This window comes from Subdoligranulum sp. DSM 23681 (assembly GCF_057005535.1).
This window is the reverse complement of record NZ_CM168050.1, coordinates 2,718,255-2,735,796: the sequence shown is the minus strand read 5'-3', so window position 1 is coordinate 2,735,796 and position 17,542 is coordinate 2,718,255. Positions and strand designations below refer to the sequence as shown.

General features: G+C 60.4%; 16 protein-coding genes. 3 read left to right on the top strand and 13 right to left on the bottom strand.

Annotation, left to right across the window (positions count from 1 at the left end):
• Positions 1 to 18 precede the first annotated feature (18 nt).
• A complete protein-coding gene (locus AC127K_RS12600; RefSeq protein WP_483720851.1) occupies positions 19 to 1,032 on the top strand; it encodes an alpha-hydroxy-acid oxidizing protein in 1,014 nt (337 codons plus the stop codon).
• A gap of 123 nt (positions 1,033 to 1,155) precedes the next feature.
• Here AC127K_RS12600 and plsY read toward each other — a convergent pair whose 3' ends face one another.
• From plsY to AC127K_RS12560, 8 genes are all read right to left on the bottom strand, one after another.
• On the bottom strand, positions 1,156 to 1,827 hold the full coding sequence (gene plsY / locus AC127K_RS12595) for a glycerol-3-phosphate 1-O-acyltransferase PlsY (RefSeq protein WP_294539907.1): 672 nt from the start codon (positions 1,825 to 1,827) through the stop codon (positions 1,156 to 1,158).
• 18 nt (positions 1,828 to 1,845) lie between these two features.
• The gene (der, locus tag AC127K_RS12590) at positions 1,846 to 3,177 is read right to left on the bottom strand and encodes a ribosome biogenesis GTPase Der (protein WP_483720850.1); all 1,332 of its coding nucleotides are present in this window, start codon (positions 3,175 to 3,177) and stop codon (positions 1,846 to 1,848) included.
• A gap of 4 nt (positions 3,178 to 3,181) precedes the next feature.
• On the bottom strand, positions 3,182 to 4,522 hold the full coding sequence (locus AC127K_RS12585; protein WP_483720849.1) for a DUF512 domain-containing protein: 1,341 nt from the start codon (positions 4,520 to 4,522) through the stop codon (positions 3,182 to 3,184).
• A gap of 105 nt (positions 4,523 to 4,627) precedes the next feature.
• Entirely contained in the window at positions 4,628 to 4,816 is a 189-nt protein-coding gene (rpmF, locus tag AC127K_RS12580) for a 50S ribosomal protein L32 (RefSeq protein WP_204645733.1), read from the bottom strand.
• Between the two features lie 24 nt (positions 4,817 to 4,840).
• Positions 4,841 to 5,341, bottom strand: a complete 501-nt coding sequence (locus tag AC127K_RS12575) for a YceD family protein (RefSeq protein ID WP_294539913.1) — start codon at positions 5,339 to 5,341, stop codon at positions 4,841 to 4,843.
• A 155-nt stretch (positions 5,342 to 5,496) separates the two neighbouring features.
• Entirely contained in the window at positions 5,497 to 5,901 is a 405-nt protein-coding gene (locus AC127K_RS12570) for a hypothetical protein (RefSeq protein WP_204645737.1), read from the bottom strand.
• A 39-nt stretch (positions 5,902 to 5,940) separates the two neighbouring features.
• Positions 5,941 to 7,275, bottom strand: a complete 1,335-nt coding sequence (locus AC127K_RS12565) for a glucose-6-phosphate isomerase (protein WP_294539916.1) — start codon at positions 7,273 to 7,275, stop codon at positions 5,941 to 5,943.
• An 80-nt stretch (positions 7,276 to 7,355) separates the two neighbouring features.
• Positions 7,356 to 8,543, bottom strand: a complete 1,188-nt coding sequence (locus AC127K_RS12560) for a D-alanyl-D-alanine carboxypeptidase family protein (protein WP_483720848.1) — start codon at positions 8,541 to 8,543, stop codon at positions 7,356 to 7,358.
• 137 nt (positions 8,544 to 8,680) lie between these two features.
• Here AC127K_RS12560 and mtaB point away from each other — a divergent pair, with 137 nt between their 5' ends.
• Entirely contained in the window at positions 8,681 to 9,982 is a 1,302-nt protein-coding gene (mtaB, locus tag AC127K_RS12555) for a tRNA (N(6)-L-threonylcarbamoyladenosine(37)-C(2))-methylthiotransferase MtaB (RefSeq protein WP_294539919.1), read from the top strand.
• A 254-nt stretch (positions 9,983 to 10,236) separates the two neighbouring features.
• A complete protein-coding gene (locus AC127K_RS12550) occupies positions 10,237 to 11,760 on the top strand; it encodes a 4Fe-4S dicluster domain-containing protein (RefSeq protein WP_483720847.1) in 1,524 nt (507 codons plus the stop codon).
• A gap of 76 nt (positions 11,761 to 11,836) precedes the next feature.
• Here AC127K_RS12550 and AC127K_RS12545 read toward each other — a convergent pair whose 3' ends face one another.
• From AC127K_RS12545 to AC127K_RS12525, 5 genes are all read right to left on the bottom strand, one after another.
• Complete coding sequence (locus AC127K_RS12545) at positions 11,837 to 12,322, bottom strand: 23S rRNA (pseudouridine(1915)-N(3))-methyltransferase RlmH (protein WP_294539924.1); 486 nt, start codon at positions 12,320 to 12,322, stop codon at positions 11,837 to 11,839.
• A 10-nt stretch (positions 12,323 to 12,332) separates the two neighbouring features.
• Positions 12,333 to 13,121: an MBL fold metallo-hydrolase gene (locus AC127K_RS12540; RefSeq protein ID WP_483720846.1), complete on the bottom strand. Its 789-nt coding sequence runs from the start codon at positions 13,119 to 13,121 to the stop codon at positions 12,333 to 12,335.
• Positions 13,122 to 13,134: 13 nt separating this feature from the next.
• A complete protein-coding gene (locus tag AC127K_RS12535; protein WP_483720845.1) occupies positions 13,135 to 14,418 on the bottom strand; it encodes a UDP-N-acetylglucosamine 1-carboxyvinyltransferase in 1,284 nt (427 codons plus the stop codon).
• A 194-nt stretch (positions 14,419 to 14,612) separates the two neighbouring features.
• Positions 14,613 to 16,490: a peptidoglycan DD-metalloendopeptidase family protein gene (locus tag AC127K_RS12530; RefSeq protein WP_483720844.1), complete on the bottom strand. Its 1,878-nt coding sequence runs from the start codon at positions 16,488 to 16,490 to the stop codon at positions 14,613 to 14,615.
• A gap of 58 nt (positions 16,491 to 16,548) precedes the next feature.
• Positions 16,549 to 17,493 carry an RluA family pseudouridine synthase gene (locus tag AC127K_RS12525; protein WP_294539931.1) on the bottom strand — a complete coding sequence of 315 codons (945 nt, stop codon included), beginning with the start codon at positions 17,491 to 17,493 and terminating at the stop codon, positions 16,549 to 16,551.
• Positions 17,494 to 17,542 lie beyond the last annotated feature (49 nt).

The following is a 17,542-nucleotide window of genomic DNA, read 5'->3' as shown; positions in this document are numbered from 1 at the left end:
GAAAGGGAGATGTTTGCAATGACATATCAGGATATTGCAGCGCAGGCGCGCGGCCAGATGGGCCCCTGCAAAGCCTGTGCCGTATGCGACGGCCGTGCCTGCCGGGGAACCATTCCCGGCCCGGGCGCCAAGGGTGTGGGCGACTGCGCCATCCGCAACTATGCGGCCTGGCAGGCCGTTCATGTGAACATGGACACGCTGTGTGAGCCCGGTACGCCGGACACCAGCTGCACCATGCTGGGGCATACCTTCAAGGTCCCGGTGTTTGCGGGCCCCGTGGGCGCCGTGCAGCTGCACTACGGCACCAAATATGATGACCTTGCCTACAATGATATTCTGGTCCCCGCCTGCCGGGATGCGGGCATTCTGGCCTTCACCGGCGACGGAACCAACCCTGCCGTGATGGAAGCCGCCTGCCGGGTCATCGGCGCCAATGCCGGGTTCGGTGTTCCCACCGTCAAGCCCTGGGATACCGCCACCGTGGCCAGAAAAATGGCCCTGGTCCGGGAATCCGGCGCCTTTGCGGCTGCCATGGACATTGATGCCGCCGGACTGCCTTTCCTGAAGAATCTGGACCCGCCCGCCGGCAGCAAGACGGTGGAGCAGCTGGGCGAGATCATCCGGGATGCGGGTGTTCCCTTTATCGTCAAGGGCGTCATGACCGTCAAGGGGGCCGAAAAGGCCGTGCAGGCCGGCGCGACCGGCATTGTGGTCTCCAACCACGGCGGCCGTGTGCTGGACGGCACCCCCGCCACCGCCGAAGTCCTGCCGGAAATTGCCAAGGCCGTGAAGGGCCGTGCGCTGATCCTGGTGGATGGCGGCATCCGCACCGGTCTGGATGTGTTCCGCGCCCTGGCATTGGGTGCCGACGCGGTACTGATCGCACGGCCTTTTGTCACCGCCGTGTACGGTGCCGGCGCCGATGGCGTGAAGGCCTATGTGGACCAGCTGGCCGCCGAACTGGCCGACACCATGGCCATGTGCGGCGCCAAGACTCTGGCCGACATCACCCCGGATATGGTTCGGCTGTAACCGGTATAAAAAGCAAGAAGCCCCGGGCTGCATCTGCCAGAATGGCAGGCAGCCCGGGGCTTTGTTTTGATGTTCAGTATCAGCGATGTGGTCGGAACCGCCGCAATACGGTTCCGGGACGGATTACTTTTCGTCGGATTCTTTCTTTTTCTGGCCGAAGCGGTACTCGGTGCCGTTGCGCAGGCGCTGGATATTGGAACGATGCATGTAAATGACCATGGCCGCCATGATGACGCTGCAGACAAAGATAAAGATCAGGTTGGGCACGTCCGCACCGTGCCAAGCCCAGAAGCAGAGCGTCAGGATGGGATACACCGCCGCAATGATGATGCTGCCCAGGGAAACGATGCGGGTGATGGCAAACTCAATGAGGAAGATCACCACCAGCATCAAAAACACCAGGGGCTGCAATGCCAGAATGGCGCCGCCGCAGACCAGCACCCCCTTGCCGCCCTTGAAGCCGAACCAGACCGGCTTCATGTGGCCGATACAGGCAAAGATGGCGGCCAGATAGGCCCCGCAGGCCGGGTCCAGCTGAGGCACCAGGGCGGTGAACAGCCATTTGCCGATGAACACCGCCACAGCACCTTTGGCCACATCGCCGATAGCGGTGGCCGCTCCGGGCAACTTGCCGTAGGTACGCAGCATGTTGGTCATGCCGGCGCTGCCACTGCCGTGGGTCCGCACATCATCACGGCAGAGCAGGCGGGAAATGAGGATTCCGAAAACGATGCTGCCCAGCAGGTAGCCTTCCAGGGCCACCAGCACAACAGCTGCAATGAGATTGAGAGTCATGATTCCTTCCCCTTTCGCTTATCGGGCCGACCCGTCGCCGTGTTCACGCACAAGCATGCGCACCGGCGTGCCGGTCAGGCCGAAGTTCTCACGGATCTGGTTTTCGATATACCGCTGATACGAGAAGTGGAACAATGCCCGCTGGTTGACAAAGCAGACGAATGTGGGCGGGCGGGTGGAACTCTGGGTGATATAGAAGATCTTCAGGCGCTTGCCTTTGTCTGAAGGCGGCTGTACCCGCGCCGTGGCCCGGGCCAGCATCTCGTTGAGGGCACCGGTGGGGATGCGGGTGCCGTTCTGCATATCCACATAGTGGATGGTCTCGAACAGCTTGTCAATGCGCTGGCCGGTCTTGGCGCTGATGAAGATGATGGGCGCGTAGGACATGAAGCTGAAGGATTCTTCCAGCTCCTTGCGCATGCGGTCCATGGTGTAGGTGTCCTTTTCCACCGCGTCCCACTTGTTCACCGCAATGATGCAGCCCTTGCCCTGTTCATGGGCGTAGCCCGCCACCTTGGAATCCTGTTCGGTAAAGCCCACGGTGGCGTCGATCATGATGACGCAGACCCGGCTGCGCTCCACCGCCGCCAGACTGCGCAGCACGCTGAAGCGTTCCACGCCGCTTTCCACCTTGCCCTTTTTGCGCAGGCCGGCGGTGTCGGTGAAAATGAACTTGCCGTACTGGTTTTCCACCTCGGTGTCGATGGCATCCCGGGTGGTACCGGCCTCATTGGCCACGATCAGGCGGTCTTCGCCCAGGATGTGGTTGATGAGGCTGGACTTGCCCACGTTGGGGCGGCCGATGACAGCCACCGGAATGCGGTCCTCGTCCTCCTGCTCCTCCTCCGAGAAGTTCAGGTGGGCGCAGACGGCGTCCAGCAGGTCGCCGGTGCCGTGGCCGTGCACGCCGGAAACAGGCACCAGTTCCCCCAGACCCAGGGCGTAGAAATCGTACAGCTCCATGGGCGGGTCGCCGATTTTATCACATTTGTTCACGGCCAGCACCACCGGCTTGCCGCTGCGCATGAGCATGGAAGCCACCTCGTGGTCCTGGGGTGTCACCCCGGCCCGCAGGTCGGTGACCATGACGATGCAGTCAGCGGAATCAATGGCCATCTGGGCCTGCTGACGCATGTGGGCCAGGATGCCGTCGTCAATGCTGGGTTCGATACCGCCGGTATCCACCAGCAGGAACTTGTGGCCGTTCCATTCGCAATCGCAGAAGATGCGGTCCCGGGTCACGCCGGGGGTATCCTCCACGATGGCGATGCGCTGGCCGGTGAGTTTGTTGAAGATGGTGGACTTGCCCACATTGGGGCGGCCCACGATGGCCACGATCGGTTTTGCCATGTGGTCATTCCTCCTTTGGCTTGTGGGGGGCGGATTTGAGCATCCGTACCCCCAGGTAGGCGCGGCAGCTGCCCGCGCCGTCGGTGGGGATCACCACCACCCGGCAGCCCAGGGCTTCGCCCAGCTGTTCGGGGGTGATATCGTCGAGGAAGCGGTCTTCCTCATCCTGCAGCATCACTTCAGGCACGGCCAGGATGTGTCCGCTGAGTTTGCCGCGGCATTGGTCGATGATGTCGGTGGCGGTGACCAGACCTGCCACGCTCACGTTGCCGCCGAAAAAGCGGTTTTCGATGGCGTGGACGGTGATATGCACGCCGGGATAGCGGCGGTGGGTCTCCTGGGCCATCTGCTCGATGAGCGGGGCCGCCAGGGTGCCGGTAACCACGTCGATGCGGCGGGGCAGCACCAGACGCCGGGGCTTGGCCAGCTCCTCCAGGAAGGTGTCATGGTAGCGCCGCCACATGCCCACGCCGTCCTCCAGCTGGGCGAAATCGTCATAGAACTCGGTGGGCGGGATCTCCCGTCCGGCGGTGAGATACCACTCGTCGCTGGGATAGACGATGCTGCGGCCGTACTGCTCCCGGCAGCGGCGGCTGTACTCTTCCAGGATATCCAGGGTCTGGGCGGCGGTCTCAGCATCGTAAGCAGTCAGTTTGAACAGCTTGTCCCGGTAATCGGTGATGCCCGCCGGCACCGCCGCGATGCTGCCCACATGGGGCCGCAGGGCCAGCAGGTCGTCCAGGGTGCGGCGCAGCTCATCCCCGTCGTTGATGCCCCGGCAGAGCACCAGCTGACAGTTCATCTCGATGCCGCCCTTGGCGAACATGTCCAGATACCGGAGGGTATCGGCGGCTTTCTTGTTGGCCATCATCCGCACCCGCAAAGCAGGATTGGTGGTGTGCACCGAAATGAAGATGGGGCTGATGTGCATCTTGATGATGCGCTCCACTTCCCTTTCGGAAAGGTTGGTCATGGTGATATAGTTGCCGTACAGGAAGGACAGGCGCTCGTCGTCATCCTTGAAATAGAGGGGCGCCCGCATGCCCGGGGGCAGCTGGTCGATGAAGCAGAACATGCAATGGTTATCGCAGCTGTGCTTTTCATCCGCCAGATAGGTCTTGAAGTTGCAGCCGAAGGGCTCGTACTGGTCCTTTTCCACCGGGATGTCCCGCTGCCGGCCGTCCTCACAGACGGTGAGGGTGAAGCGCTCGGAGGCGGTGTAGAACTGATAGTCCAGGGCATCGCACAACGGGTTGCCGTCGATGGCCGTCAGCAGACAGCCGGCACCCAGGCCCAGACGCTGGGCCACAGAGTTTTCGTCCACGCTTTGAACGACCAGCGGCATGATCCTTTCCCCTTTCCATTCGCATCAGTAACAGTAGTATACCACGAAAATACGCAAAGAAAAAGAGGGGGCACTGGCCCCCTCCCCTGCTTTGAAAAAATCCGCTCAGGCTTCCTTGTTGACCTTAACGACTTCACGGCCTTTGTAGTAGCCGCACTTGCCACAAACCTGATGGGGCACCGTCAGCTCGCCGCACTGAGGACATTTCACCAGCGTAGGCGCTTCCAGCTTCCAGACATTGGAACGGCGCTTGTCGCGGCGGGCTTTGGACTGCTTTCTCTTAGGGACTGCCATTTTATCGCACCTCCTTGGTGAATTTCAACTAAGCAGTTGTTTTAATATGCTAAGCCTTGCATCCACAGGGGCGGCTTCGGCCGCCACTTGGCAGGCACAGCCTTCCGCTTTTCTTTTGCCGCAGATGGGGCATAGACCTTGGCAATCGGGGCTGCACAGCAGCACCCGCGGGACCTCGAAGATCAGTTCCTGATAGGCGAGTTCCCGCAAATCCAGTTGACCCTGGTCATCCAGAGGCAGCTCGAAGTCGATGTCATCGAGGTCGCGCATACGCACCAGATATTCCCGGGTGAAGTCGTAAGATTCATGCACAGGCGCCAGACAGCGGGCACATTCGGCCTCAATGCTGGCCTTGACGTGCAGCGTCATCACCGCGCCTTCCTGGGTGGGATGAGCGGTAAACGCACATTCCAGCGGGTCGGGCACGCGGAAACCATCCCAGTCAGCTGCCGAGAGATCGGCGGAAAACTGCGTTGTATAGGGGGTTTTCGCGCTTTGCAGAAAGTTCCGTATATCGAATTGCATACTTCACCTCAAAAGGTCGCTTATCTAGTATACACAAGGAAGGGGGGCTTGTCAACCAAAATCTGCAAAAAACCGCAAGAAATTGTTTTTGGGCCTTTCCCTGCCACAAGAAAAGGGGCGGTGCCCCGAAAGGACCGCCCCTGCCGCACTGCGGTTTACAGATACTTTTTGATGCCTTCGGGCAGATCTTCCACGTTGGCGGAAACGGTGACAACCACTTCCACGTTGTTGGCGGTGATCTTGTCGATTTCGGCCAGGACCTTGGTGGCCTGCTCCATGTCGTGGTCCACGACCTTCAGGATGCCGTCGATGAACAGCTCGGTGATATCGTAGTTGCCGGCCAGAACGCCCGCAACAAAGCCGTAGAACATCTCGGCGCCCTTGATGTCATACTCGTCCACATCCAGCAGACGGGCCTTGTGGTTGATCTCGGTGGTGAGCTTCATGGACTTTTCGATAACGACGATGTTGCCGGCCGAAGTGCGGGTGGCCTGGTCGATCATGTCGATGAGAGTCTTGGTCTTGCCGGAGCCTTTGGCGCCTACGATGAGTTTGATCATAAGAGTGTGCCTCCTTAAAAGTAGTTGGGGAAATTATCCTCAGCCGTTGAGCTTGGCTTCCAGCTCAGCCTTCTGGGCTTCGTAGCCAGGTTTGCCCAACAGAGCGAACATATTCTTTTTGTAGCTTTCCACGCCGGGCTGGTCGAAGGGGTTGACCGACAGCAGGTAGCCGGACACGGCGCAGGCCTTCCAGAAGAAGTAGATCAGGGCGCCCACGTTGTAGGCATCCAGGCTGTCCACTTCAATCACACCCAGCGGCACGCCGCCATCGGTGTGGGCCAGGATGGTGCCTTCCATGGCCTTGCGGTTGACAACCGACATGTTCTGGTTGGCCAGGAAGTTCAGGCCGTCGAAGTTGCCTTCCAGTTCGGGGATGAAGAAGTCCTCCCGGGTGTTCTTGATATCCACATAGGTCTCGAACATCACGCGGGAGCCGTCCTGCAGGAACTGGCCCATGGAGTGCAGATCGGTGGAGAAGATGCAGGAAGTGGGCATCAGGCCCTTCTGGTCCTTGCCTTCGCTCTCGCCGAACAGCTGCTTGTACCATTCGTTCATCATGGTGAAGTCTGGCTCAAACGCAGCCAGGGTCTCCACCTTCTTGCCCTTGCGGTACAGGATGTTGCGGGTCATGGCGTAACGATAGGCATCGTTGTCCATACTGCAGACACTGAACTGCTCCCGGGCATCGGCAGCGCCCTTCATCAGGGCATCAATATCGATACCGGCGCAGGCAATGGGCAGCAGACCCACGGCGGTGAGCACCGAGTAACGGCCGCCCACGTCGTCGGGGACCACGAAGGTGGGCCAGCCCTGGGCGTCGGCCAGCTGCTTCAGAGTGCCGCGGGCACGGTCGGTGGTGGCGTAGATGCGCTTGTTGGCTTCCTCAGCACCAACGGAATCTTCCAGCAGCTTGCGCAGCACACGGAAAGCCAGAGCGGTCTCGGTGGTGGTGCCGGACTTGGAGATGACGTTGATGGAGAAGCGCTTGCCCTTGGTCATGCGGATGATGTCGTTCAGGGCCGTGGGAGAGATGGTATTGCCGCAGAAATAAATCTTCAGGCCGTCTTCGGTCTCGTTGTGGAACTGGCCCTTGACGGCCTCCACCACAGCGCGGGCGCCCAGATAGGAACCGCCGATGCCAGCGACCAGCAGCACATCGGAGTCAGAGCGGATCTTCTCCGCCGCCTGCTTGATGCGGGCAAACTCCTCTTTGTCATAATTGACAGGCAGGTCGAGCCAACCCAAGAAGTCATTGCCTGCGCCGGATTTCGTCTCCAGCTGGCGGTGGGCGAGCTCGACCTGCGGAAAGATAGCGTCATATTCTTCAGGACGGATAAATTTTGCCAGATGTTTGCCATTGTATTTGACACTCATCGTTAGCTCCTCCTTTGATTGTTAGTAATTCCATGATACCGTTTCGCAGCGGCCTTGTCAAGCTTTGACGGCGCCGCTTTTCATTGCTTTTGCACAAAATTTTCGCCTTGCGGAATCAGGGACTGGGCAAGCCTGCCAAGGCAGAAGCCAAAACTGCGCGCCGCTACGTCACCCGCGGCCACAATGGGACAGGAAGCCAGCTCGGTGCCGTTGTTGAGAATTTTGATGGTGCCGAGCGTTTGTCCGGCGCTGACCGGTGCCTGCACCGCCGAAGGCAGCGTGATCTGGGACGTGAGTTCCCCCACCTGGTCCTTGGGCATCAGGTAGCTGCCGGGAGCGGTATACTCCAGTTCCACCAGTTCTGTGGTCCCCCCTTCCACCGGCAGGTTTTGGGGGGTATCCTCCGGCAGGGTGGCGGTCATACTCTCGTAATTCACAAAGCCGTAATCCAGCAGGGCGGTAGCCGCGTTGAAACGGTCCTGGCTGGAAGGCGATCCCAGCACCACCGCGATCAAGCGCAGGTTGCCCCGCTGGGCACTGGCACTGATGCACACCCCCGCCTTGCCGGTCGTGCCCGTTTTCAGGCCGGTGATCCCGTTATAGTTTTTGAGCAGTTTGTTGGTGTTGATGAGCTGGGTGGTGCCGTTCCGCAGGTAATCCATCCAGATCATGCAGTAATCCTCCACCTCCGTGTGATGGAGCAGCATCTCCCGGCTCATAATCGCCACATCCCGGGCGGTGGAAAGGTGCCCGTCGGTATCCAGGCCACAGGCATTTTCAAAGTGGGTGTTGGTCATGCCCAGTTCGGCAGCCTTCTCATTCATCATGGCCACAAAGGCAGGCTCGCTGCCGCCCACATACTCGGCCACCGCCACGGCAGCATCATTGGCGCTGGAGATGCAGATGGCCTTGAGCATGTCATCAAGGGTCATCTGTTCCCCGGGTTCCAGCCAGATCTGGCTGCCGCCCATGCTGTAGGCATGTTCGGACACAGGGACATAGTCGTCCAGGGAAATTCTGCCGGCTTCCAGTGCCTCAAAAGTCAGCAGCAGGGTCATCACTTTGGTGATGGATGCAATGGGCCGCTGCTCGTCGGCATTTTTTTCGTACAGAACGGTGCCGGAGTCCTCATCGATCAGAATGGCTGCCTGACAGGGCACATCAAAATCCGCCGCGGTCGCGGGCTCGATATCCTGCGCCCAGGCTGACGGAACCGCTGCCAGACACAAGGTCAGGCACAACACCAGGCACACAAGCCGTTTTTTCATGCGGAAGCCTCCCCTTTTGCAAAACTCTTGCCCCATCCTATGCGGCACGGCGCCGGAATATGGCTGCTTGTGCTTTCGGCCGTTTGCCTTTATAATAGTAGAATCAGATTTTTTAGAGCAAAAGGATGGACCGAACTATGCGCGTCAGCTTTTATACCCTTGGCTGCAAAGTCAACCAGAACGAGACCGGTGCCCTGGCCCAGCTGTTTGAGGCCAGCGGCTACACCGTGGTCGAGACCGGCGAGGCCGCCGACGTGTATGTGGTCAACAGCTGCACGGTGACCAACTTCGGCGACCAGAAGAGCCGCAAATGGCTGCGCCGCCAGAAGCGGGAGCATCCCGGCGCGGTGACCGTTCTCACCGGGTGCTACCCCCAGGCTTTTCCGGAGGAGGCAGCAGCCATTGCGGAAGCGGACGTGGTCACCGGGTCGGGTAACCGCCATGCCATTCTGCAGGCGGTGCAGAAGGTGCTGGACGGCACCGCCGAGCGGGTGGTGGACATCCGTCCCCACGAAAAGGGGGAAAAATTCGAGGAGCTGCCCATGGACCGCTTTGCGGAACACACCCGGGCCTTTGTGAAGGTGGAGGACGGCTGCAACCGCCGCTGCGCCTACTGTGTCATTCCCCGGGCCCGGGGTCCGGTGCGCAGTCGGGCAGAAAGCAGCATTCTGGAGGAGCTGCGCCGTCTGGTGCAGACCGGCTACCGGGAAGTGGTTCTGACAGCCATCAGTCTGCCCAGCTACGGCACCGACACCGGAACCGGACTGGCGGAGCTGGTGGAACATGCGGCGGCAGTTCCGGGCATTGACCGCATCCGTCTGGGCAGTCTGGACCCGGACATGCTCACCGACGAGGATATCCGCCGTCTGGCTGCCGTGCCCCAGCTCTGCCCCCAGTTTCACCTGAGCCTGCAGAGCGGCTGCGACAAGACCTTGCGGGCCATGCGCCGCCCTTACACCACCGCCCAGTATGCCCAGGTGGTGCGCAAGCTGCGGGAAGCCTTCGGCGCCGAAGAACTGAGCCTGACCACCGACGTGATCGTGGGCTTTCCCGGAGAGACGGAGGAGGACTTTGAAAAGAGCATGGAGTTTGTCACAGCCCAGCGCTTTCTGAAGGTGCACGTTTTCCCCTACTCCCGTCGTTCGGGCACACCGGCCTATGATTTCCCGGACCAGATTCCCGAGCACGAGAAGGAGGCCCGCAGCCGCCGCATGAGTGAGGCCGTGGAGGCCGTGCGGGCCCAGGAAGCGGCCGCCATGCAGGGACGCAAAGCCGAAGTGCTGCTGGAAACGCCCCTGTCCGCCACCCTCTTCACCGGGTACACCAAGCAGTATCTGCCGGTGGCGGTCACCGCGCCCGGGCACAAAAGCGGGGACATCGTGACCGTGACACTGGGAGAATGGGACGGGCAGCGCAGCAAAGCCGCGGCCGAAGAGTGAACCGTCCGACTGCATAACCATTTTCAGGCAGAAGCGTACCGCACGTCTCTGCCTTTTTTATTGGCCAAAGGGCGCCCAAAAAAGAACGTCTCCTGTCAATTTGGTGTTTTCCCCCGCAAATTTGTGTTTTCCCCTTGCCAAACGCGGCGGTTCTTGGTAATATTTTAACAGGAGCCACATGTTCTATAAAATTGCGGGAAAAGGCGTATTTTTCCGTGCGCTCCCAAAATGCGTATTAAGGAGAGTAAAGCGCAATGAGAGGCATTTATACCCCTGTTACCGACATTCGGCGCAAGGTTTTTACCGAAGTTGCCCGGATGGCCTACGAAGTGAACGAGAAGGTGGATATCGATTACCTGATGCGGGAACTTCCGTATGAGATCATCCCCGGCGAGGAACGCTCGCTGCGCAGCAGCATCTTCCTGGAAAGAGCCATCGTGTCCGAGCGCATCCGTCTGGCCATGGGCCTGTCCCTGCGGCCGCTGGACGAGAGCGTTTCGGCCAGCGAAGGTCTGGACAGCATCATCACCGCGGACAAGTACTATGAACCGCCCCTGATCAACGTCATCAAGTACGCCTGCAACAAGTGCCCCGAAAAGCTCATCAAGGTCACGTCCCTGTGCCAGGGATGTCTGGCACATCCCTGCCAGGAAGTCTGCCCCAAGAAGGCCATCAGCTTCCGCAACGGCAAGAGCCACATCGACCAGAGCCTGTGCGTCAAGTGCGGCCGCTGCGTGGCCACCTGCCCCTACAACGCCATCGTGCGTGTGGAGCGTCCCTGCGCCAAGGCCTGCGGCATGGACGCCATCCATTCCGACGCCTACGGCCGTGCGGAGATTGATTACAACAAGTGCGTCAGCTGCGGCATGTGCCTGGTGAACTGCCCCTTCGGCGCCATTGTAGACAAGGGCCAGATCTTCCAGCTGATCCAGTCCATCAAGCGCGGCGACCGTGTCATCGCCATCGTCGCCCCCGCTTTTGTCAACCAGTTCCCCGGCGTCACCCCTGCCAAGCTGCGGGAGGCCATGAAGCTGCTGGGCTTTGCCGGCATCTCTGAGGTTGCCATCGGCGCCGACCTGTGCACCATTGATGAGGCCAAGGACTTCATGGAAGAAGTTCCCGCCAAGCATCCCTTCATGGGCACCTCCTGCTGCCCCGCCTGGAGCGTGATGGCCAAGAAGCTCTTCCCCGAATATGCCGACTGCATCAGCATGACCATGACTCCCATGGTACTGACTGCCCGTCTGATCAAGAAGGACGACAAGGATGCCCGCATCTGCTTCATCGGCCCCTGCGCCGCCAAGAAGCTGGAAGCCAGCCGCCGCTCGGTACGCAGCGAGGTGGACTTCGTGCTGACCTTTGAGGAACTGATGGGCCTGTTCGAGGCCAAGGAGATCGACTTCAGCTCCCTGCCCGACGATCCCACCGACAACTTCGACGAAGCCAGCGGCGACGGCCGCGGGTTCGCGGTTTCCGGCGGTGTGGCCCAGGCTGTGGTCAATGTCATCAAGAAGCTGGACCCCACCCGCGAAGTCAAGGTTGCTTCGGCCCAGGGTCTGGCGGATTGCCGCAAGATGATGATGATGGCCAAGGCCGGCAAGTACAACGGATACCTGCTGGAAGGCATGGGCTGCCCCGGCGGCTGCATTGCCGGCGCCGGCACCCTGGCCGACCCTGCCCGCAGCGCCGCCATGCTGGCCAAGTACAAGGCCCAGGCGCCTATGTCCAACCCGCTGGACACCCCGTACCGCGAGAATCTGGAAGCACTGAAGTACTGATAGTTCGCCTTTACGGAACCTGACAGACAAGAAAGAGCCCCCGCACCGTTCGGTGCGGGGGCTCTTTGATTTATGTTTACTTGTGGTACTTCATACCGGCATTGATGGTACAGGCCCGGTAGAGCTGCTCGGTCAGCACCAGACGGGCCAGCTGATGAGGCAAGGTGATGCGTCCCAGAGAGATCCGCGCCTGGGCCGCCGCCTTGACCTGGGGAGAGAGGCCGTGGGAGGAGCCGATAAGGAACGCCATGTCCCCCGCTCCGCTGTTGGCGCGGTCCGCGATCATGGCGGCCAGATCCTCGCTGGAAATCTGACGGCCCTCCACGCACAAAGCCACTACATAGGCCCCTTTGCGCACCGCCGCCAGCATGGCTTTGCCTTCCTTGTCCAGCGCCTTTTCAATCAGGGCCGGACTGGGGTTACGGTCGGACACCGGTGCTTCCGGCAGTTCGACAATGCGGAAATGACAGAATCCGCCCAGCCGTTTCTGGTACTCGGCCACACCCGCCGCAAAATACGCGGCATTGAGCTTTCCGACGCAGATCAGATCGATGTTTTGCATGGGAGGGACCTCAGAATTCTATGTAGGCAGAAACTTCATTGCGGCTCTGGGCCTGGATCAGCACATCCCGTCCGGGCTGGATGCCTGCACTGAGCAGCACATTGTAGACGGTGGTCAGCGCCAGTTCCGGTGTATTGTTGGTCTGGCTCAGATGGCACAGCGCGAACTTTTTGCAGCCATCCTGGATCAGATCCAGCACCGCAGCGGCACAGGCACGGTTATCCAGATGTCCCCGGTCACTGGCAATGCGGACCTTGAGATAATACGGGTACGGCCCGCCATGGAGGCTGAAAGCATCATAGTTGGCTTCCAGCGCCACCAGGCTGCACCCGGCCAGGTTTTCGGCCACCACCGGGGTCAGCTCCCCCAGGTCAGTGGCCAGGGCCATGGTATGGCCGTCCGGCGTATGGATGCGGTAACCGCAGCAGGGCACGTCATGGCTGGTGGGAAAAGACTTTACGGTGAAACCGCCGATCTCTTCCGTCCGCCCGTCCATGGCCACCGCGTCGATGGCCGGCGGCAACGTGCCCCGGGATTCCAGCATGTCCAGCGTGGCCGCACTGGAAAAAACCGGTACATTGTAATGCTTGAGGAAGGTTTCCAGGCCGGCCACATGGTCGGCGTGTTCATGGGTGATGAGGATGCCTTCGCAGTCCGAGACGGCCAGCCCCAGGCTGGACAGCGCCTTCAGGGTGGTGCGGCAGCTCTTGCCCATGTCAATAAGAAGGTAACGACCCTGGTGGACCACCAGGGCGCAGTTACCGGAAGAACCGGAATATAGAGTTGTGAACAAAGCCATGGACGCAACCTCGTCACATGGCGCGGGTGACAGTATTCACCGGCGTTTCCACACGGCGGATATCTGCCCCCAAAGCCTGCAGTTTTTCCACAATATTTTCGTATCCCCGTTCAATATGGGCGGTTTCATCGATCTCGCTCACGCCGTCGGCAGCCAGAGCGGCCATCACCATGGCAGCGCCGGCACGCAGGTCCAGCGCCCGCAAAGGAGCCGGACTCAGTTTCTTGACGCCCTCGATCACCGCCACCTGACCATCCACCTGAATGTTGGCACCCATCCGGATAAGCTCGTCCACATAACGGAAACGGTTTTCCCAGATGCCTTCGGTGACGATGGAAGTTCCCTCTGCCAGGGTCAGCAGCACGGTCATCAGCGGCTGCATATCCGTGGGGAAGCCGGGATGGGGCATGGTCTTGATTTTCAGGGGCTTCAGCGGCCCGGTGCGGCGGATGCGCATGGAGTCATCATACTCGGCCACTTCACAGCCTGCAGCCCGCAGCTTGGCGGTGATGGGTTCCATATGCTTGGGGATCACATTGTGCAGCAGCACGTCACCCTTGGTGATGGCGGCAGCCACCATGTAGCTGCCGGCTTCGATCTGGTCGGGAATGATGGAGTAATTGCAGCCGTGCAGTTTTTTCACGCCGCGGATCTTGATCACATCCGTACCGGCACCGTGGATGTCGGCCCCCATCATGTTCAGGCAGTTGGCCAGGTCCACAATGTGGGGTTCACGGGCCACATTTTCCAGCACCGTCTGGCCGTCGGCCATGGCAGCCGCCAGCATGGCGTTCATGGTGGCCCCCACCGAGACGGTATCAAAGAAGATATGCGCCCCGGTCAGGTGTTCCGACCGCACCCGGATCTGGCCGTATTCCACCGAGTCCTCCGCCCCCAGGGCAGTGAACGCCTTGAGGTGCTGATCAATGGGGCGGGGCCCCAGGTTGCACCCGCCGGGCATGGCTACCTGGCCGGCACCGAACCGTCCCAGCAGGGCGCCCAGGAAATAATAGCTGGCCCGCATCTGCCGCGACAGCTCGTTGGAGACTTCGGTGCAGTTGATATGGGTGGTATCGATCTCGTAGGTATTTTTGCTGATCATACGGATGCCGGCGCCCAGCTCGCTCAAAATCTGCAGGGAAGCCATGACATCACTGATGCAGGGAAGATTTTCAATCAGGCATTTGTCCGCCGCCAGAATGGTGGCGGGCAGAATGGCAACAGCTGCGTTTTTGGCGCCGCCGATGACCACATCACCCGAAAGGGCGTTGCCCCCGCGAATCACAAACTTTTCCAAGTGGTTACTCTCCTTTGAGTTTCCGCCTGCGGTCTGCGGCGCACAGGTATCGCACCCGCGCCCAATGACAGGACCGCATTGTTATTTTTATTATACACCTTGCCGCACTGTTTGAAAAGTGTCGGCCTTATTATTTGCAGGGATTTGGTAAAAACACAGGGCCTGGCAAATTTTCTTTAGGCAGGGTGACGGCGTTACATATTACCAAAGAAGTTTCTTGCGCTGACCAATGTGCCGTTCTGGTACATTTCAAAATGGCAGTGGTTGCCGGTAGAGTTGCCGGTGGAGCCCACATAGCCGATCACCTGTCCGCGCTGTACCGCCTGTCCGACGGAGCAGCCCAGGGCCGACATGTGACCATACAGGGTCCGCCAGCCGTTGCCATGGTCGATGATGACATAGTTGCCGTAGCTGTAATGATACCCGGCCGTGACGACCACACCGGAATCGGCGGCATAGATGGGCGTTCCGTAGGGGGCGCAGATATCAGCGCCCTTGTGGTAGGAGCTCATCCAGCGGCTGACGTAGGTGTAACCGGGCACCGGCCACATCCATTCGCCCGAACCGTATGCGGCGGTCATGCCGCTCTTCAAACGGGTTCCCTTGACCACATACTCGGTCACAGGTTCTTTCAGGGTCTCCACCTTGACGATGTTGGTGGCGGTGACAGAACCATCCACATACACCACATCCTGGGTCAGTTCCTGGATGCCGTTTTCACCGGGGCTGGTGACCACCGTTTCGCCGAAGTCGTATTCGTCGCTTTCACTGGTGGAAGTCTCATAAGGCACATCTACGGTGTAGGTCTGCCGTTCAATGACTTCCACTTTCAGCAGTTCGGGAGAGGACACACTGGTGATCAGCTGCTGTCCTTCCTGCAAGGTCTCGTCCAGACCGGTGAGGTCCGGGTTGAGGGCTGCCAGAGAATCCCAGGAGACGCCGGTGGCGTCCACCACATTCTGCACCGTTTCATCGGCCGCGGCGGTGTAGGTCACGGGACCGCCGCCCTCATTCATGGCAGAGATCACATCTCTGTAGGACATGACGGAATCCAGCAGATAGATGCCGTCCACCAGGGTGATGTCATGTACAAAGCTGACCCGGCGATTGGGGTCGGAGGTATCTTCATAGGGCTGCTTCACACTTTCCAGGTATGCCCGCAGGTGGTCGCCTTCATTGATGACGAATCTCAGTTCCCCATCCACATAGACGGCGGTTCCCTCCCCGATCTCATCGCTGGAGGCTCCCAGAATGGCGTTGGCCACCTCACTTTCGGTCATGGTCTCACCGTTGATGGCCAGAGTGTAGGTCGGGGAAATGTTCCACTGGCTGTCAGCCCCTGTGTCCCCGGCGCTCTGCATCATGCTCTTGGCGGTATCGATACGGCCCTGCACATCATCACGGGCGTTCTCGAATACCTGTTCATTGGCCACATAGCCCACCGACTCCCCGTCCACAATGACGTTGAGCACATAGTCATACCCAAGGCCGGTCTTGACCACATAGAAAAGCCCCACAGCCGCCGCCACCGGCAGCAGATAGGACAAGGCATTCAGTACGACCGGGAAATACCGCCGTGCACCGCGCCGGAAATATTTCATCTTCTCCTTGCGGATCTGACGGGCGCTTTCGTCGGGCAGGGCTTCTTCCAGTTCACCGATGTGTTTCAGGCCGGAGTGCATCCGCCGGAAGGGTTCGGTGAGGTCTTCCAGCAGGGTGATGAACCCCAGCAGGAACGGGCGTGCAATGGTCAGGATCAGCTGGCCGGCATGCAAGGCCACCACGCGGACGGTTTTTTCCACGCCGCGAACGGCGCAGATCATGGCGTATTCCACCCAGAAACCGATGAGGTACAGCGCATTGCCGATGATGGTGGCATGGGGCAGGCGCCGCAGCATACCGGCCATGCGGGCACGGCGGGCTTTCTTTTTGGTGGTGCGGTGCCAGGACCGGACCGTCAGCCGGCAGCGAAGGTTATCCAGCCAGAGGGCCAGTTTACCGGGGCCGCGCCGCTTTTTGCGGCGGCCGGATTGCTGGCTCCCGGGTTTTTCGTCAAGTTGCGAAGGCTTCAAAACAGAACTCCTTTCCGCGCCGGGAAGCGCGTACACAGGGAAATGCAAATGGTAATGGTCAGGCTTCCCCCGCTCCGGGATCGGTCAGCGGAAGAGCCCGCAGGGTCTCCTGCAGTGCCTCCCCGCAGGGAAGGCCGCAGGTGCGGCAGGCCACCGTAAAATCTGTCGGGGGCAGACTTTCAAACCGGTGGGGCGTGCCGAAGGGCGGTTCGGCAAAGGCCAGCACAGCGCAGTGCAGGGCATGGCGGTGCAGCAGAGTCTCTGCACCGCCGTACAGGGAATCCCCCGCCAGCGGATGGCCGATATACGCCATATGCACCCGGATCTGATGGGTGCGTCCGGTGCGGGGCAGACAGGCCACCAGGCTGTGGCCGCCCCCCGCTGCCAGCACCAGATAATCGGTACGGCTGGGCTTGCCGTCGGCGCGCACGCACCGCCCGATGATGGAATCCCCCCGCCGGCCCAGAGGCGCATCAATGCTGCCGGGGCCGGGAGGAAGTTCCCCCTGGACCAGGGCCAGATAGCATTTGCGGGCGGAATCCGCCAGCCCCGGTGCCGCATAGGCATTCTGTGCCAGCAGCATCAGGCCGCTGGTATTTTTGTCCAGCCGGTTGGTGGGCCGGAACACACCCGTGCGGCCGCTGCGCTGCAGATGATACAGCCAGCCGTTGGCCAGTGTCCCGTCCGTATGGTTCAGGGTCGGATGCACGGCCAGACCGGCGGGCTTGTCCACCACGGCGGCAAAATCACTTTCGTATACCAGGGTAAAGGGAACCGGCTGCGGCGTGACCGAAGTAGACGGCTCCGGCGGCAGGTCAAACCGGATGGTCTGGCCCGCATGCACGGGCTGGTCGGTATGCAGCGGCGCGTCGTCGGCAAAAAAGCCGCGGCCCTGGTGCTTGACCGCCTTGATGCAGGAGGCACTGACGCCCGCCTGACGCAAAAATACGCCCAGACGCCGGCCTTCCGCCTGCGGCGGCACCACAAACACCAATGACTGCAAGACGCAGACTGCCCCCTTCCCCATACTTATACGGTTGCCATTATAGCAT

Coding starts and splice junctions, on each gene's coding strand:
- AC127K_RS12600 (WP_483720851.1), top strand. CDS start 19: ATGACATATCAGGATATTGCAGCGCAGGCGCGCGGCCAGATGGGCCCC.
- plsY (WP_294539907.1), bottom strand. CDS start 1,827: ATGACTCTCAATCTCATTGCAGCTGTTGTGCTGGTGGCCCTGGAAGGC.
- der (WP_483720850.1), bottom strand. CDS start 3,177: ATGGCAAAACCGATCGTGGCCATCGTGGGCCGCCCCAATGTGGGCAAG.
- AC127K_RS12585 (WP_483720849.1), bottom strand. CDS start 4,522: ATGCCGCTGGTCGTTCAAAGCGTGGACGAAAACTCTGTGGCCCAGCGT.
- rpmF (WP_204645733.1), bottom strand. CDS start 4,816: ATGGCAGTCCCTAAGAGAAAGCAGTCCAAAGCCCGCCGCGACAAGCGC.
- AC127K_RS12575 (WP_294539913.1), bottom strand. CDS start 5,341: ATGCAATTCGATATACGGAACTTTCTGCAAAGCGCGAAAACCCCCTAT.
- AC127K_RS12570 (WP_204645737.1), bottom strand. CDS start 5,901: ATGATCAAACTCATCGTAGGCGCCAAAGGCTCCGGCAAGACCAAGACT.
- AC127K_RS12565 (WP_294539916.1), bottom strand. CDS start 7,275: ATGAGTGTCAAATACAATGGCAAACATCTGGCAAAATTTATCCGTCCT.
- AC127K_RS12560 (WP_483720848.1), bottom strand. CDS start 8,543: ATGAAAAAACGGCTTGTGTGCCTGGTGTTGTGCCTGACCTTGTGTCTG.
- mtaB (WP_294539919.1), top strand. CDS start 8,681: ATGCGCGTCAGCTTTTATACCCTTGGCTGCAAAGTCAACCAGAACGAG.
- AC127K_RS12550 (WP_483720847.1), top strand. CDS start 10,237: ATGAGAGGCATTTATACCCCTGTTACCGACATTCGGCGCAAGGTTTTT.
- AC127K_RS12545 (WP_294539924.1), bottom strand. CDS start 12,322: ATGCAAAACATCGATCTGATCTGCGTCGGAAAGCTCAATGCCGCGTAT.
- AC127K_RS12540 (WP_483720846.1), bottom strand. CDS start 13,121: ATGGCTTTGTTCACAACTCTATATTCCGGTTCTTCCGGTAACTGCGCC.